Raw genomic sequence first — 15365 nt, 5'->3', positions numbered from 1 at the left:
GAGCAGGCTACTCGTGCCTTTTTTATCGGTATTATGGAGTGAGATATGACAAGTGAAGTACTGCTCACAATGACAAATGTTAGTAAATCCTTTCCTGGCGTAAAAGCATTGGATAAAGCTAACTTAACCGTAAAATCCCATAGCGTACATGCCTTAATGGGTGAAAATGGTGCGGGTAAATCTACCTTGCTCAAATGTTTATTTGGGATTTATGCCAAGGATGAAGGCGAAATTTTATTTTTAGGCAAACCGGTTAACTTTAAAACCTCAAAAGAAGCACTTGAAAACGGGATTTCGATGGTTCACCAAGAGTTAAATCTCGTAAAACAAGTGAGTGTAATGGATAATCTTTGGCTTGGTCGTTATCCATTAAAAGGGCCGTTTGTCGATCACGATAAAATGTATCGTGATACTAAAGCGATTTTTGATGAATTAGATATTGATGTTGATCCGCGTGATAAAGTGGCGAGATTATCTGTATCTCAAATGCAGATGATTGAAATCGCCAAAGCCTTCTCGTACAACGCAAAAATTGTGATTATGGATGAGCCAACTTCTTCGCTTTCTGAAAAAGAGGTCGAACATTTATTTAAAATCATCCAAAAATTAAAAGATCGTGGATGCGGTATTATTTATATTTCGCACAAAATGGACGAAATTTTCAAAATTTGTGACGAAATTACTATCTTGCGTGACGGTAAATGGGTAAACACCGTTGCAATTAAAGATACCTCAATGGAACAAATCGTTTCAATGATGGTAGGTCGTGAACTGACTCAACGTTTCCCAGAAAAAACTAACATACCGAAAGAAACCGTACTCGTGGTAGAACATTTAACCGCCAAAAATCAGCCGTCTATTCAAGATGTGAGTTTTGAACTACGGAAAGGTGAAGTGTTAGGGATTGCCGGATTAGTTGGTGCGAAACGTACCGATATTGTCGAAACCATTTTTGGCGTGCGTGAAAAATCCAGCGGCACTATTACCTTAAACGGTAAAGTGGTAAACAACCGTAATGCATTTGAAGCAATCAATAATGGTTTTGCATTAGTGACTGAAGAACGCCGTTCAACCGGTATTTATGCAAATCTCAGTATCGAATTTAACTCATTGATTTCAAATATGAAATCTTACTTAGGTAAATTTGGCTTACTCAGCAATAAAAAAATGAAAAGTGATACCCAATGGGTAATTGATTCGATGAATGTGAAAACGCCATCTCATCAAACCAGTATCGGTTCACTTTCCGGCGGTAACCAACAAAAAGTAATTATCGGCCGTTGGCTATTAACCCAGCCGGAAATCTTGATGTTGGACGAACCGACTCGAGGCATTGATATTGGTGCAAAATTTGAGATCTACCAATTAATTCTCGATTTAGCCAATAAAGATAAAGGCATCATAATGATTTCGTCAGAAATGCCGGAATTATTAGGGGTAACTGACCGAATTTTAGTCATGAGTAACGGGAAAGTGGCGGGCATTGTTGAAACCGCTAAAACTTCTCAAGAAGAAATCTTGCAGCTCGCTGCAAAATATTTATAAAAGCAAGGAGTGATGTATGTCCGCTTTAAAACAAAATCGCACCATGGATTTTTTTAAGCAAAATGCGATTTACTTTGTATTATTAATTCTTTTAATTGTCATTATTGCACAAGATCCAAGTTTCTTAAGTTTACGTAACTTCAGTAATATTTTATCGCAATCTTCTGTGCGTTTAATTATCGCATTAGGGGTTGCGGGTCTAATTGTAACGCAAGGTACTGACTTATCTGCTGGTCGTCAGGTAGGGCTAGCAGCGGTCATTACTGCAACCTTAATGCAATCCATGGAAAATATGAATCGCGTTTTCCCAAACTTAGCTGAAATTCCGATTCCAGTAGTTATTCTTGCCGTATGTGCAATAGGTGCGGTTATCGGCTTATTAAACGGTTTTGTCATTGCCTATTTAAACGTTACACCCTTTATCGCCACCATGGGTACAATGATCATCGTTTATGGTATTAACTCACTTTATTATGACGCAGTAGGTGGTTCACCTATTGCTGGTTTTAGTGATAGCTTCTCTACTTTTGCTCAGGGATTCTTCCGCTTAGGCGATTTTAAACTCTCTTACATTACAATTTATGCTGTGATTGCCACCCTAATTATGTGGACACTTTGGAATAAAACCCGTTTCGGTAAAAACATTTTTGCCATCGGTGGTAACCCAGAAGCGGCACGTGTTTCAGGGGTAAATGTACCGCTTAACTTAATGGGTATTTATATGTTATCCGGTGTGTTCTATGCGTTCGGTGGTATGTTAGAAGCAGGTCGTATCGGCTCAGCAACCAATAACCTCGGTTTTATGTATGAAATGGATGCGATTGCAGCTTGTGTAGTGGGTGGTGTTTCATTCGCCGGTGGCGTCGGTACGATTATTGGCGTAGTTACTGGGGTAATTATCTTTACTGTTATCAACTATGGTTTAACTTATATCGGTGTAAACCCATACTGGCAATACATTATTAAAGGCGGCATTATCGTGCTTGCAGTAGCAATTGACTCGCTCAAATACGCGAAGAAAAAATAAAGATTGTCCTTGTCCAAGCGGTGCTTTTTGCAAGATTTTTTGCAAATCGTACCGCTTTTTTACTATTTAAATCGCTTTGCGAGCAATTATCCAAGCTCTAATATGATCATAAACTAGATTAAAAAAGAAGGTATAAACCACCACAAATAGCGTCATACCAATATCCATCACAAACGCCGTCCACCAATCTACATTTAACAGATATGCGACTAAAGGAATCGTAAAAATAAGCAAACCGCCCTCAAAAGCCAAAGTATGGCAAATACGTAATATCACTCCTCTTGTTTCTCTCGGTGCAGTAAAAAGCCGATCAAAGATTGCATTAAAAAACATATTCCAACACACTGCCACAACAGAGATTGAAACAATCGTACCGGTAAGCAAAGTCATTTGATGCGAAGTAAACAAACTCATCCCAATTACGGTAAAAAGAATCGCAAAACTTTCAAATAATGATGCGTGGAAAATACGTTCTAAACGGCTCATTGGCATAATGACAATCCTACCTAATTCATATTCACTTAAGGATAAGTGTATAACTTTTTAATAAAAAATAGATTATACTGAATAAAATAAACTATTTTATGGAGAAATTTTAATGTTAAACCAACGATCTTCGACACAAGGATTTATTTTAGCCGGTATATATAACTTAGTCGGTATTTTAGGCTTTACCCAATTTTTTACCGATCCAACGTTAATGGAAAATGACCCCGTCGTATTTTCGTGGTTAGGACAAATTGCCATTATTTTATGGGGACTTGCTTATTTATCTGTTGCGAGATCCTTTTGGAAAGTGCCTTATTTAGTCATTGTCTTTTTTATCGAAAAAATGCTTTATGCCGCTGCATGGCTCTATTGGCTTGCTACTACCCCAGAGAAATTAGATATTTTAGCCGGGCAATCCATGATTATGTTTAGTTTCTTCGCCAGCTACGGTTTCGGCGATTTCTTATTCGGTCTATTCTTCCTGCTAGCTGCCATCAATGCTTTTAAAGGGCGTTACAAATAGACTCAAATTTGCTAATCATTAAAGAAATGTGATCTAGTTCACATTACAGTTACCTTATTCACGGTATAATTTCACAAAAAATTAACAAATGAATAAAAGGTAATGATATGCAAAAATCAGGCTCTGCTTTAGAAAGTTATTCAGATGTAACACTAATTGGTGCAGGGATTATGAGTGGCACTTTAGGGGCATTTTTAACCGAATTAGCCCCTCAAAAAAGTCTTACGATTTTTGAAAAACTCTCTGCGGTCGGCTTAGAGAGTTCAAATGAATGGAATAATGCCGGCACGGGTCATTCTGCATTATGTGAATTAAACTATACCGAACAAAAAGCCAACGGCGAAGTTTCGGTTGAGCGTGCGATTAAGATCTGTGAAGATTTTCAGCTTTCATTACAATTATGGAGCTATTTAGTCAATACGGGCAAAATCGAGAATCCGCAAGCATTTATTCATCGTATTCCGCATATCAGCTTTGTACAAGGCGAGCAAAATATTTCGTTTTTACAAAAACGCTATCAAAACTTATCTCAAAATCATTTATTTGCCGATATGCAATTCAGTCAAGATCATCAGCAACTTGCACGCTGGATTCCCTTAATGATGCAAAATCGCTCTGCCGATGAAAAACTCGCAGCAAGTTATATTCCATATGGTACAGATGTGAACTTTGGCGAACTTACTCGAAAATTATTTAATTATCTTGTTGATCATCAAGCAGAACTGAACTTAAATCATACAGTTAAAAATATTCAGCGTTTGCATAACAATGAATGGCAATTAACCGTCGTTGATCCAAACGGTCAACAGCGTATTCATCGCAGTAAATTTATTTTTATCGGCTGTGGCGGAGGTGCTTTGCCTCTCTTACAAAAATCCGGTATTACAGACGGCAAAAATGTTGGCGGTTTTCCGGTCAGCGGTTTATTTATGGTCTGTAAGAATCCTGATGTGATCGCCAAGCATAATGCGAAAGTTTACGGTAAAGCTAAATTAGGCGCTCCGCCTATGTCCGTTCCCCATTTGGATACTCGTTTTATCGAAGGTAAAAAAACGCTGTTATTCGGACCTTTTGCCGGTTTTACGTTAAAATTCCTCAAACAAGGCAGTATTTTAGATCTTCCAACTTCGGTTAAACCGAGCAATTTTTATTCCGTGACAAAAGCTGGTATCAAAAACTTACCACTTGCTCATTATTTAATGAAGCAAGCAATGTTAACCAAATCACAGCGTATGGCGGATTTACGAGAATTTGTGCCGAATGCGAAAGACGAAGATTGGGATTTATTAGTTGCTGGACAAAGGGTACAAGTGATTAAAAGCGGTGAAATGCGTTTCGGAACAGAAATTATTCGTGCGGAAGACGGTTCACTTGCTGCATTACTCGGTGCTTCTCCTGGTGCGTCAACTTCAGTAAAAGCAATGTTGGATGTCTTGCTATCTTGTTTTGCGGACGAGCTTCCTCAATGGCAAACAAAACTCAGCCAAATGCTTCCATCTTACGGAAAATCGTTACGTAACGAGCCGGAATTATATGCTGAGATAAAACAAACGGTAGATAACACATTGGCTCTCTCCAACTAATCAAATAGCGGTCAAAATAGTTGGAAAAATTGCAAATTTCCATTTAATTTTGACCGCTTTATTTTTGAGCAAACGCTCTATTTCAGCGTACAACTGTACACAAATTACTGGCATTTTTACGTATTCCATTTTATATTAGCGAACAGTTGTAAGCTGAAATAATAATGAATAACTTAATATGACTCATCAACCAAACTACCACCTTATTGACCAAGTACGCCAACGTGCTGAACAGTTAGCTCCTAATACCGCTTTACGTTATAAATCACAAAACATTTGGCAAGATATTTCGTGGCAATCTTTTCAACAATCTGTCGATCAATTCTCATTGGCTTTATTAGCACACGGTATTGATGTACAACAAAAAATAGCCATTTTTTCACATAATATGCCGCAATGGACCATTGCCGATTTTGGTACATTGCAAATCCGAGCGGTAACCGTGCCGATTTATGCAACCAATACGGCTAAACAAGCGGAATTTATCCTTAATCATGCGGATATTCGTATTCTATTTGTGGGGGATCACGAACAGCTGGAAGCGGCATTAGAAGTCGCGGATAACTGTCCATTGCTTGAAAAAATTGTCTGTATGAAATCGCAAGAAATTGATCAAATTCGATCGCTTGCACATACCAAAGTCGAGAACTGGCAGGATTTTCTTGCCTATGCTGCTCAAGACAAGCAAGCGGAACTAAATCAACGTCTTGCTGATAAAAATCTATCAGATTTATTTACTCTCATTTATACCTCCGGAACGACCGGTGAGCCTAAAGGGGTAATGTTGGATTATGCCAATATTGCACATCAGCTACACGCCCACGATTTAGCCTTGCCACAAATTGATGAAAATGATGTATCGTTATCTTTCCTGCCGTTTTCACATATTTTTGAACGAGCTTGGGTGGCTTATGTCCTTTATCGTGGTGCAACGGTGTGTTATTTGGAAGATACCAATGAAGTACGTAATGCGTTAAATGAAGTAAAACCGACTTTAATGTGTGCCGTGCCTCGTTTATATGAAAAAATGTATAGTGCGATTTGGGATAAAGTGAATAAAGCTCCGATTCACCGCCGATCATTATTCAAATGGGCGATTTCCGTTGGTGAGAAAAAACAGAAAAATACGTTATCTTATAAATTAGCAGATAAATTGGTATTAAATAAATTACGTGCCTTATTAGGCGGACGAATCCGTATGATGCCGTGTGGTGGTGCAAAATTAGAACCTACCATTGGGAAATTTTTCCAAGCTATCGGTGTGAATATCAAATTGGGTTATGGTATGACTGAGACGACTGCCACCGTTTCTTGTTGGGCGGATGACCAATTTGAACCAAACTCAATCGGTCGTTTAATGCCAAATGCTGAAGTAAAAATCGGTGAAAATAATGAGATTCTCGTCCGTGGCGGAATGGTGATGCGAGGCTACTATAAACGCCCGGAAGAAACTGCACTTGCCTTTACCGAAGACGGCTTCTTAAAAACTGGTGATGCCGGCGAATTTGATGCACAAGGTAATTTATATATTACTGACCGAATCAAAGAACTAATGAAAACTTCAAACGGCAAATATATTGCACCACAATATATCGAAGGCAAAATCGGTAAAGATAAATTTATCGAGCAAATTGCGATTATTGCCGATGCGAAAAAATATGTGTCCGCTTTAATCGTACCGTGTTTTGAAAGCCTCGAAGAATACGCTAAACAGCTAAATATTAAATATCAAGACCGGATGGAATTGGTTAAACATTCGGAAATTGTGCAGTTATTTGAAAAGCGTATCAATGAATTACAAAAAGAGTTGGCACACTTTGAACAAATCAAGAAATTTACCCTGCTACCGCAAGCATTCAGTGTAAAAATGGAAGAAATTACACCGACGTTAAAATTACGCCGAAAAGTGATTTTAGAACGTTATCGTAAGCAGATTGAATCGATGTATAAATAATTTCAAGCGGTCGGATTTTGCTAAAAATTCACAAAATCCGACCGCTTGCTTATCTACGGAATATCAAAGCCTTGGGCGGCGACATAAACTTTAATCCACTCTTCTTCACTAAACGAAAGCTGCAACGCATCGCTTGCACTACGTACTCGTTCAATTTTACCCGAACCTAAAATCGGCATAATTTTTGCCGGATGTGCCAATAACCAAGCCAATGCCAATACTTCTAAACGGCTTTCGCCTTTTTGTTCGCCGATTTCCAGTAAGGCTTGCGAAACTCTTACGCCTCTTTCGTCTAACGGATCAAATAAACGTCCACCAGCAAACGGTGACCATGCCATCGGTTTAATCCGTTTTTCTAGCAAGAAATCTAAACTACCGTCATCAAATGGTTTTAAATGTAACGGTGAAATTTCGATTTGGTTGGTCACTAACGGTTGATTAACATAAGATTGCAACATTGAGAATTTAGCCGGCGTATAATTGGATACCCCGAAATGCTTCACTTTACCTTCCTGATAAAGTTGTTCAAACGCTTTCGCAATTTGCTCCGGATCAGCACAAGGCGAAAGGCGGTGAATCAATAATAAATCAAGTTGTTCCGTATGTAATTTTTGCAGAGAACGTTCCGCTGACCAAATAATATGCCGATAGCTGTTATCGTAATGGTGACTTTTCATTTCCGGTAGGACTTTATTAGGGTACAAAATACCGCATTTGGTCACTAAGGTCATTTTGTCACGTAACGATTTTTTTAACGCTAAGGCTTTACCGAAAGATTCCTCGGTCGTAAAACCGCCGTAACAAGCCGCATGATCAAAGGTATCAATACCAAGTTCCAATAATTGTTCCATAAAGGCTAAAGTTTGTTGTGGTGTCTGCTGCCATTTATCCAAACGCCAAAAGCCTTGGATAAGACGACTAAAGGTCAGTGTCGGGCTGAGATTAACGTGTTGCATATTCACTCCTTATGGGTAAGTTTCATTCGTTATTTGGATTTTACTCCTATTTGGACTATGATCTATTTTTTACACAAACTTTATTAATTCCATTTTATTAACTAGAAGGAAAGCAAAATGAATCCTAAATTTTCCCCATTATTTGAAAGCTATCAATTAAATAACGGCGTTGAGATTAAAAACCGTTTAGTCGTTGCGCCGATGACACACTTCGGTTCAAATCCAGATGGGACTTTAGGTCAAAATGAACAGAAATTTATCGAAAACCGTGCCGGTGATATCGGGATGTTTATTTTAGCCGCTACCTTGGTACAAGACGGTGGTAAAGCATTCCACGGTCAGCCGGAAGCAATTCATACCGATCAATTACCAAGTTTGAAAAAAACCGCCGATCTGATTAAAGCACAAGGTGCGAAGGCAATTCTACAAATTCATCATGGCGGTAAATTAGCATTAACCGAGCTACTGAACGGTAAAGATAAAATCTCAGCAAGTGCCGATGAAGAAACCGGTACACGTGCGGCAACCGTGGCTGAAATCGAATCATTAATTGCTGCGTTTGCCAATGCCACCGCATTAGCGATTGAAGCAGGTTTTGATGGAGTGGAAATTCACGGTGCGAATAACTATTTAATTCAGCAGTTCTATTCCGGTCATTCTAATCGTCGTGAAGATGAATGGGGCGGTTCACGTGAAAAACGTATGCGTTTCCCATTAGCGGTGGTAGATGCAGTGGTTGCTGAAAAACAAAAAGCGGCAAAATCGGATTTTATTATCGGTTATCGCTTCTCGCCGGAAGAACCGGAAGAGTTAGGTCTAACGATGGAAGATACTCTTGCGTTAATTGATGCACTTACAGCCAAACCATTGCAATATTTACATATCTCATTATGGGATTTCTATAAACACGCACGCCGTGGTGCTGATATGAATCTTAGCCGTATGCAATTAATTCACGAACGTATCGCCGGTAAATTACCACTTATCGGTGTCGGTAACTTATTCTCTGCGGAGCAAATTGCACAAGCGTTTAATACCGGTTGGGCAGAATTTATTGCATTGGGTAAAACCGTAATGATTAACCCAGCTATTGCCACTTTAATCAAACAGGGCCGTGAAGCGGAAATCGTAACCGAATTAGATCCGAATAAAGCGGATCAATATGGTATCCACGGTATTTTATGGGATTTATCTGTACAAGGTGGCGCTTGGTTACCACCGGTAAAAGGTCAAGATTGGCAACCGTTAGATAGATAACAATAGAGAGATATTTATGCACAAAACGATGCAACAAAAAGCGGCAGAAGCCCATAATATGTGTAAACTGAAAGGCGATTCAATGCTAGATAATAGCGATCGCCAAATTGCTTTTGAGGCAGTCTACGACAGCGAAGATCAAGCACAACAAGCGGTCAAATTTTTCACGGAAAAAGCAAAATCGGTGGAAACTGAAGCCTGTACAATTCAGCACAGTATTAGCCCGATTGAAGACGGTTTTTTAATGCAAATGCAGATTGAATTTAGTTGTCAGGCGGAAGTGGTTTTATTCCAAATGGCTGTTAGGTAATTCGATCTTTAGATAAAAAAAGAGCTGAAGTATTTACTTCAGCTCTTTGTTTTAGATTTATTTACCTTCGGTTTTTTGTTCTTTTTTCAACATATCTTCAGGAATAAAGCTTTTTTGAACTTTTTCCATATGCGGAAGGTTGTGTGCAATACCTTTATGACAGTCGATACAGGTTTTGCCTTGCTCTTGTGCCATTGCGTGCATTTGTTGTGCCACGGTTTTCTGTTGAGTAAAGTCCATATCTTCAAAGTTATGACAGTTACGGCACTCTTGAGAATTATTAGCTTTCATACGTGCCCATTCACGTTCCGCCATTTCTAAACGGTGTGCTTCAAATTTTTCTTTGGTATCCACTTTACCGGTAAAGTGTGCATACACCTCTTTTGAAGCAATAATTTTACGTTTCCATTTATCAAGAAACTCATGTGGTACGTGACAGTCTGAACAGATTGCTTTTACACCACTACGGTTTGAATAGTGAGCCGAAGCACGATATTCAGGTACTACGTCATTCATATGGCAGTCTGAACAGAATTGTTCGGTATTGGTATATTCTAAACCCTTATTAAAACCACCCCACGCAAGAATACCGCCAATCGCAGAAATGAGAATAAGTGTACCAACAGCCATTTTACTCGGTGTACGGAACCAGTTCCAAAATTTCTTAATCATCACCGTTCTCCTTATTTAGCTTGTGTTTGACGGATAGTGTCAAATTTGTTTTGAATAATCGGATTTACGTCCGTTTGTTGTACGTGGCACTGTAGGCAGAAGTAACGACGTGGTGAAGTCCCTTCAGTCGGCTTGCCGTCACGATCCATAAAGTGGCTTGCCGGCACACGTGTCGCACCGGTTGTCGCTGCAACTTCAGGGCTGTGACAACCTAAACATTGGTTAGCATTTTTTGTTACTTGTAAACCACGAATACTGTGCGGAACAAGCGGTGGTTGATGAGGGAAAGTCACAGGAATATTACCTGCATCTTTTTGTGCATTAGTATAAGCAGGGGCAACACTTTCCACCGTGCTATCAATACTTTTTGCCACTTGCGTTTCCGCTACAGCGAAACCCGCCAAAGCGGTCAATAAGAGGGCGAGATATTTTCTCATATTAAATCACTCCGTTTTAAAAATTAAAAAGGGTTATAAATCCCCCTCTTTAGTAAAGAGAGGTTAGGGGAGATTTTACAAGCGGTGAATTTCCGCCAAATTTTTGTAAATTTGAGATTTTTAAATCTCCCCCTGCCCCTCTTTTTCAAAGAGGGGAGTTTTGTTAAACATTTTTCACATCAATACTGCCTTGAAAACGTGTACCAAAAGCAAAGACCTTCTCTGCACATACATCGATACAACGTCCACAACTAATGCAGTCTTTCGAGAGTACAACGGTGCTGTCTTCCGGTTTACCGTGTAACGGCACTCTTAATACTTGAGGTTCCGGACATACGTTGTAACAATCCATACAGCGGTCACAACGGTTACGATCTACGACATTTACTTTTACGACACTTTTCGCACCAATCAAGGCATAAGTTGCACCGATTGGGCATAAATGTCCGCACCAACCGTGTTCGACTACTAATAAGTCAAATAGGAAAATAACGGCGACTAACCATATTGTTGCACCTAAACCGTAAACAAATACTCGTCCTAATGCAGCAACCGGGTTAATCCACTCCCACAATAACGTTCCCGAGATAGCACTTCCGACCAAAATCATCGCTAAAATCGCATAACGTAAATTGCGAGAGATTTTCGCACTTTGGCGAATCCCTAATTTACGTCTTAGCCATGCAGCAGTATCAGTCACCATATTCATTGGGCAAACCCAACTACAAAAGGCTTTACTTGCCACAATTGCATAAAATGCCACGATAATTAAAGCGCCTAAAATAGTCGTCCATTCTGGTAGATAACCGGTTACCAAACTTTCTGCTGTCATCAGCGGATCACTCATTGGTACGCTATCAAACAACATACTGCCGCTATAATTACCTTTTAAGATCCAAACGTTCCAAAGCGGTCCGCTTAAAAACATTAAGATAATACTTAATTGGCTCAAACGACGCAGAATGAGAAAGCGATAAGCTCGCCACCAACCTAATTTTTGTCGAGCCTCAAGCCCTGCATCCTTAGGTTTATTCGGTACGTATTTTACATCAGCCATTATTTTACCCCCTTAATGTTTAAATCTAAGTTAGGGAAATGTTCCGCTTCCGGCACAGTGGTTGATTTCGGTACATAATCGTAAGTGGCACGATTTGGTGTTGCGACTTTCTGATTCGGCTGAACCTGCATAAATTGGTAAGTCGGCTCATTCATTCCTTCCGGCATACGTGCATCTAATGCTGGACGTAAACCGTCCGGATGTTTCTCTTCCAATAATGCTTTACCGGCATTTTGTTTTTCTTTCCAACCTAAGCGGTAATGTCTGCCGAGTAACCCTTTAGCAAGATCCATCGGTAACACTTTGATTGCCGCTTCTTCTAACACGCACGCTTGCTCACATTTACCGCAACCGGTGCAAGCATCGGAATGGACTGTCGGAATTAATTTAGCGTGAATATTTGTTCTGTCGTTGTGGATACGTTCTAACGTAATCGCTTTATCGACTAATGGACAAACTCGATAACAAACATCGCAACGTAAACCTTGCCAGTTTAAACAGGTTTCGTGGTCAAGTAATACGGCTAATCCCATACGAGCATCATTGATATCGGTTAATTCCTCGCTTAATGCACCGCTTGGACAAGCCTTCATACAAGGAATATCCACACACATTTCACAAGGCTTATCACGTGCCACGAAATAAGGCGTACCAGCTTCCATCGGCGAAATCAGGCTAGCCAAATGCAACATATCATACGGACAAGCCTGCACACATTGACCACAACGAGTACAAGCCGCTAAAAAGTCTTTTTCAGGTAATGCACCTGGTGGGCGAAGTGCTACGCCCTCTTTAGCATTCGCCTGTTGTTGCTGTAAGCCAAAAATTACACCGACACCACAAATACCGGCTGCCGTTCTGGTCGCATTTTTCAAAAATTGACGGCGATTCGGGTCAAGTTTCATCATAGTTTCCTTTTGCAAGCGGTTAAATTTTTCCAAAATATGCAAAACTTTTCCGCCTATCTCGTCCCTCTCTTTAGTAAAGAGGGGGTTAGGGAAGATTTGTACGATATTTAAGTCCTTTAAAATCTCCCCCAGCCCCTCTTTTTCACAGAGGGGGGCTATAATTACGCCTTAACCACTTTAACCGCACATTTTTTGTAATCGGTTTCGCCTGAAATCGGGTCTGTCGCATCTAAAGTTAATTTATTGGCTAACTGACCGGCATCAAAGAAGGTGGTATAAACTAAACCTTCCGGACATTTATTACGACCACGTGTATCTAAGTGGGTAATCATCTCACCACGGCGGGTAATTAATTTCACTTTGTCACCGTGACGTAAACCACGTTTTTTCGCATCCGTTGGGTGCATCCAACATAAGTTATTCGGGAATGAACGGTGTAATTCCGGTACACGACGTGTCATGGTACCGGTATGCCAATGTTCAAGTACACGACCGGTACATAGCCATAAATCGTATTCTTCATCCGGACTTTCTGCCGGTGCTTCGTAAGGTACACCTAAGATAATCGCTTTCTTATCCGGATAACCGTAGAACGCTACACCTTCGCCTGCTTTGACATACGGGTCAAAGCCTTCACGGTAACGCCATAAGGTTTCTTTACCATCAACCACCGGCCAACGTAAACCACGTACTTGGTGATAAGTATCAAAATCAGCTAAATCGTGACCGTGACCACGACCGAATTGTGCATACTCTTCAAATAAACCTTTTTGTAAATAGAAGCCAAAGTGATCCGCTTCATCGTTGATATAACCCGGCACATTAGTCGGTGTACTGAATTTATCCACCGCACCATTTTTATACAGCACTTCGTAAAGGGTTTTACCACGGTATTCCGGCATTTGAGATAAAAGTTCCTCACCCCAAACTTCATCGGTTTTGAAGTATTTTGAGAACTCAACAATTTGCCATAAGTCTGAACGAGATTCACCCGGACCTTTCACTTGTTGACGCCAGAACTGAGTACGACGTTCCGCATTACCGTAAGCCCCCTCTTTTTCCACCCACATACAAGTTGGAAGAATTAAGTCCGCTGCTACCGCTGAAACAGATGGATACGGATCTGAAACCACAATAAAGTTTTCAGGATTACGCCAGCCTGGGAAAATTTCTTCGTTAATGTTCGGGCCGCCTTGCATATTGTTGGTACAAAGTTGCCATAAGAAATTTAATTTACCGTCTTTTAATGCACGGCTTTGTTGTACAGCTGGGAAGCCCGGTACGGTTGGAATTGTGCCTTTTGGCAATTTCCACGCTTTTTCTACGATTTCAACGTGTTTCGGATTGGTTACCACCATGTCTGCCGGTAAACGATGTACGAAAGTACCTACTTCACGTGCCGTACCACAAGCTGACGGCTGACCGGTTAATGAAAATGGACCACAACCCGGTGTTGAGATTTTACCAGTCAATAAATGTACGTTATAAATCATATGGTTAACCCATACACCACGTGTATGTTGGTTAAAGCCCATTGTCCAGAACGATACCAGTTTTTGTTCCGGATCCGCATACATTTTCGCTAAAGTTTCTAGCTGATCTTTCGGCACACCTGAAATTTCGTGTGCTTTTTCTAATGTATAAGGTGCAACGATTTTCTTAAACTCTTCAAAATCGGAATCGTGCATTTTACCTGCGGTTTTTGCATTTTTAGCCGCTTGTTGTAATGGATGCTCCGGACGTAAACCGTAACCGATATCGGTTTCACCACGTTTGAATTTGGTGTGTTTATTCACGAAATCCCAGTTAACTTTATCGTTTTGGATAATATAGTTTGCAATATAGTTAAGAATCGCTAAATCTGAATGTGGTTTGAAGATAATCGGTGTATCCGCAAGTTCAAACGAACGATGTTCAAAAGTCGACATAACGACCACTTTTACTTTATCGTCAGATAAACGGCGATCAGAAATACGGCTCCATAAAATCGGGTGCATTTCCGCCATATTTGAGCCCCAAAGCACAAAACCATCGGTTTTCTCAATATCGTTATAGCAACCCATCGGCTCATCCATACCAAAGGTACGCATAAACGCTACCGCTGCAGACGCCATACAGTGACGTGCATTCGGGTCGATTGTGTTAGAACGTAAACCACCTTTCCAAAGTTTTACTTTCGCATAACCTTCAAAAATGGTGGTTTGACCTGATGAGAACATACCTACCGCATTACCGCCTTTTGCTTTTAACGTCGCTTTAACTTTTTCCGCCATAATGCTGAAAGCTTGCTCCCAAGAAACAGGTGTGAAATCTCCTTCTTTATGGAATTTACCGTCTTTCATACGTAATAAAGGTGTTTGTACACGGTCTGCACCGTACATAATTTTGGATAAGAAGTAACCTTTAATACAGTTTAAACCACGGTTTACTTCCGCATCCGGGTCACCTTGGGTTGCGACAACACGACCGTCTTTAGTACCGACCAGTACACTACAACCCGTACCGCAGAAACGGCATGGTGCTTTATCCCATTTAATACCGTCATCCGCCGCATACACATTTTTGACAGGGATCGTCATTCCTGCCGCAGCCGCAGCCGCAATGGCTGCATTTGCTTTCATAAAATCTCTACGATTGAGTTCCATAA

General features: G+C 40.3%; 14 protein-coding genes. 7 read left to right on the top strand and 7 right to left on the bottom strand.

Going from position 1 to position 15365, the window contains the following annotated elements:
- The first annotated feature begins 45 nt into the window (after positions 1–45).
- Together mglA and mglC are read left to right on the top strand one after the other, a co-directional pair.
- Entirely contained in the window at positions 46–1545 is a 1500-nt protein-coding gene (gene mglA / locus NYR60_RS08555) for a galactose/methyl galactoside ABC transporter ATP-binding protein MglA (RefSeq protein WP_279466728.1), read from the top strand.
- Between the two features lie 16 nt (positions 1546–1561).
- On the top strand, positions 1562–2572 hold the full coding sequence (gene mglC / locus NYR60_RS08550; protein ID WP_279466726.1) for a galactose/methyl galactoside ABC transporter permease MglC: 1011 nt from the start codon (positions 1562–1564) through the stop codon (positions 2570–2572).
- A 66-nt stretch (positions 2573–2638) separates the two neighbouring features.
- Here mglC and NYR60_RS08545 read toward each other — a convergent pair whose 3' ends face one another.
- The gene (locus NYR60_RS08545; RefSeq protein ID WP_279466724.1) at positions 2639–3064 is read right to left on the bottom strand and encodes a PACE efflux transporter; all 426 of its coding nucleotides are present in this window, start codon (positions 3062–3064) and stop codon (positions 2639–2641) included.
- Between the two features lie 106 nt (positions 3065–3170).
- On the opposite strand from NYR60_RS08545, the gene NYR60_RS08540 reads away from it, so the two are divergent.
- From NYR60_RS08540 to NYR60_RS08530, 3 genes are all read left to right on the top strand, one after another.
- Complete coding sequence (locus NYR60_RS08540) at positions 3171–3584, top strand: hypothetical protein (protein WP_279466722.1); 414 nt, start codon at positions 3171–3173, stop codon at positions 3582–3584.
- Between the two features lie 107 nt (positions 3585–3691).
- Positions 3692–5167, top strand: coding sequence for a malate dehydrogenase (quinone) (gene mqo / locus NYR60_RS08535; RefSeq protein WP_279466719.1), 1476 nt, complete (start codon positions 3692–3694; stop codon positions 5165–5167).
- 178 nt (positions 5168–5345) lie between these two features.
- A complete protein-coding gene (locus tag NYR60_RS08530) occupies positions 5346–7121 on the top strand; it encodes an AMP-dependent synthetase/ligase (RefSeq protein ID WP_279466718.1) in 1776 nt (591 codons plus the stop codon).
- Between the two features lie 53 nt (positions 7122–7174).
- On the opposite strand, the gene NYR60_RS08525 is transcribed toward NYR60_RS08530, so the two are convergent.
- The gene (locus tag NYR60_RS08525) at positions 7175–8077 is read right to left on the bottom strand and encodes an aldo/keto reductase (protein ID WP_279466717.1); all 903 of its coding nucleotides are present in this window, start codon (positions 8075–8077) and stop codon (positions 7175–7177) included.
- A gap of 117 nt (positions 8078–8194) precedes the next feature.
- On the opposite strand from NYR60_RS08525, the gene NYR60_RS08520 reads away from it, so the two are divergent.
- Together NYR60_RS08520 and NYR60_RS08515 are read left to right on the top strand one after the other, a co-directional pair.
- Positions 8195–9334, top strand: a complete 1140-nt coding sequence (locus NYR60_RS08520) for an NADH-dependent flavin oxidoreductase (RefSeq protein WP_279466716.1) — start codon at positions 8195–8197, stop codon at positions 9332–9334.
- Between the two features lie 16 nt (positions 9335–9350).
- Positions 9351–9644: a YfcZ/YiiS family protein gene (locus NYR60_RS08515; protein ID WP_279466714.1), complete on the top strand. Its 294-nt coding sequence runs from the start codon at positions 9351–9353 to the stop codon at positions 9642–9644.
- Positions 9645–9701: 57 nt separating this feature from the next.
- Here NYR60_RS08515 and NYR60_RS08510 read toward each other — a convergent pair whose 3' ends face one another.
- The 5 genes from NYR60_RS08510 to napA all read right to left on the bottom strand — a co-directional run bounded on the left by NYR60_RS08510 (position 9702) and on the right by napA (position 15363).
- Positions 9702–10316: a cytochrome c3 family protein gene (locus tag NYR60_RS08510; protein ID WP_279466713.1), complete on the bottom strand. Its 615-nt coding sequence runs from the start codon at positions 10314–10316 to the stop codon at positions 9702–9704.
- Positions 10317–10327: 11 nt separating this feature from the next.
- Entirely contained in the window at positions 10328–10753 is a 426-nt protein-coding gene (locus NYR60_RS08505) for a nitrate reductase cytochrome c-type subunit (RefSeq protein WP_279466712.1), read from the bottom strand.
- Between the two features lie 163 nt (positions 10754–10916).
- Positions 10917–11810 (bottom strand): quinol dehydrogenase ferredoxin subunit NapH, encoded by an 894-nt coding sequence (gene napH, locus NYR60_RS08500; protein ID WP_279466710.1) that lies wholly within the window; start codon positions 11808–11810, stop codon positions 10917–10919.
- Positions 11810–12715: a ferredoxin-type protein NapG gene (gene napG / locus NYR60_RS08495; RefSeq protein ID WP_279467979.1), complete on the bottom strand. Its 906-nt coding sequence runs from the start codon at positions 12713–12715 to the stop codon at positions 11810–11812. Before napG ends, napH begins: the two co-directional genes overlap by 1 nt.
- 164 nt (positions 12716–12879) lie before the next feature.
- Positions 12880–15363: a nitrate reductase catalytic subunit NapA gene (gene napA / locus NYR60_RS08490; protein ID WP_279466708.1), complete on the bottom strand. Its 2484-nt coding sequence runs from the start codon at positions 15361–15363 to the stop codon at positions 12880–12882.
- Positions 15364–15365: the final 2 nt, after the last annotated feature.

The organism is Actinobacillus genomosp. 2 (assembly GCF_029773605.1).
Lineage (GTDB): Bacteria > Pseudomonadota > Gammaproteobacteria > Enterobacterales > Pasteurellaceae > Actinobacillus.
This window is presented reverse-complemented; position numbering and strand designations above follow the sequence as displayed.

What these genes read in the sequence shown, in the direction of transcription:
- mglA (WP_279466728.1), top strand. Translation starts at nt 46, where the DNA reads ATGACAAGTGAAGTACTGCTCACAATGACAAATGTTAGTAAATCCTTT.
- mglC (WP_279466726.1), top strand. Translation starts at nt 1,562, where the DNA reads ATGTCCGCTTTAAAACAAAATCGCACCATGGATTTTTTTAAGCAAAAT.
- NYR60_RS08545 (WP_279466724.1), bottom strand. Translation starts at nt 3,064, where the DNA reads ATGCCAATGAGCCGTTTAGAACGTATTTTCCACGCATCATTATTTGAA.
- NYR60_RS08540 (WP_279466722.1), top strand. Translation starts at nt 3,171, where the DNA reads ATGTTAAACCAACGATCTTCGACACAAGGATTTATTTTAGCCGGTATA.
- mqo (WP_279466719.1), top strand. Translation starts at nt 3,692, where the DNA reads ATGCAAAAATCAGGCTCTGCTTTAGAAAGTTATTCAGATGTAACACTA.
- NYR60_RS08530 (WP_279466718.1), top strand. Translation starts at nt 5,346, where the DNA reads ATGACTCATCAACCAAACTACCACCTTATTGACCAAGTACGCCAACGT.
- NYR60_RS08525 (WP_279466717.1), bottom strand. Translation starts at nt 8,077, where the DNA reads ATGCAACACGTTAATCTCAGCCCGACACTGACCTTTAGTCGTCTTATC.
- NYR60_RS08520 (WP_279466716.1), top strand. Translation starts at nt 8,195, where the DNA reads ATGAATCCTAAATTTTCCCCATTATTTGAAAGCTATCAATTAAATAAC.
- NYR60_RS08515 (WP_279466714.1), top strand. Translation starts at nt 9,351, where the DNA reads ATGCACAAAACGATGCAACAAAAAGCGGCAGAAGCCCATAATATGTGT.
- NYR60_RS08510 (WP_279466713.1), bottom strand. Translation starts at nt 10,316, where the DNA reads ATGATTAAGAAATTTTGGAACTGGTTCCGTACACCGAGTAAAATGGCT.
- NYR60_RS08505 (WP_279466712.1), bottom strand. Translation starts at nt 10,753, where the DNA reads ATGAGAAAATATCTCGCCCTCTTATTGACCGCTTTGGCGGGTTTCGCT.
- napH (WP_279466710.1), bottom strand. Translation starts at nt 11,810, where the DNA reads ATGGCTGATGTAAAATACGTACCGAATAAACCTAAGGATGCAGGGCTT.
- napG (WP_279467979.1), bottom strand. Translation starts at nt 12,715, where the DNA reads ATGAAACTTGACCCGAATCGCCGTCAATTTTTGAAAAATGCGACCAGA.
- napA (WP_279466708.1), bottom strand. Translation starts at nt 15,363, where the DNA reads ATGGAACTCAATCGTAGAGATTTTATGAAAGCAAATGCAGCCATTGCG.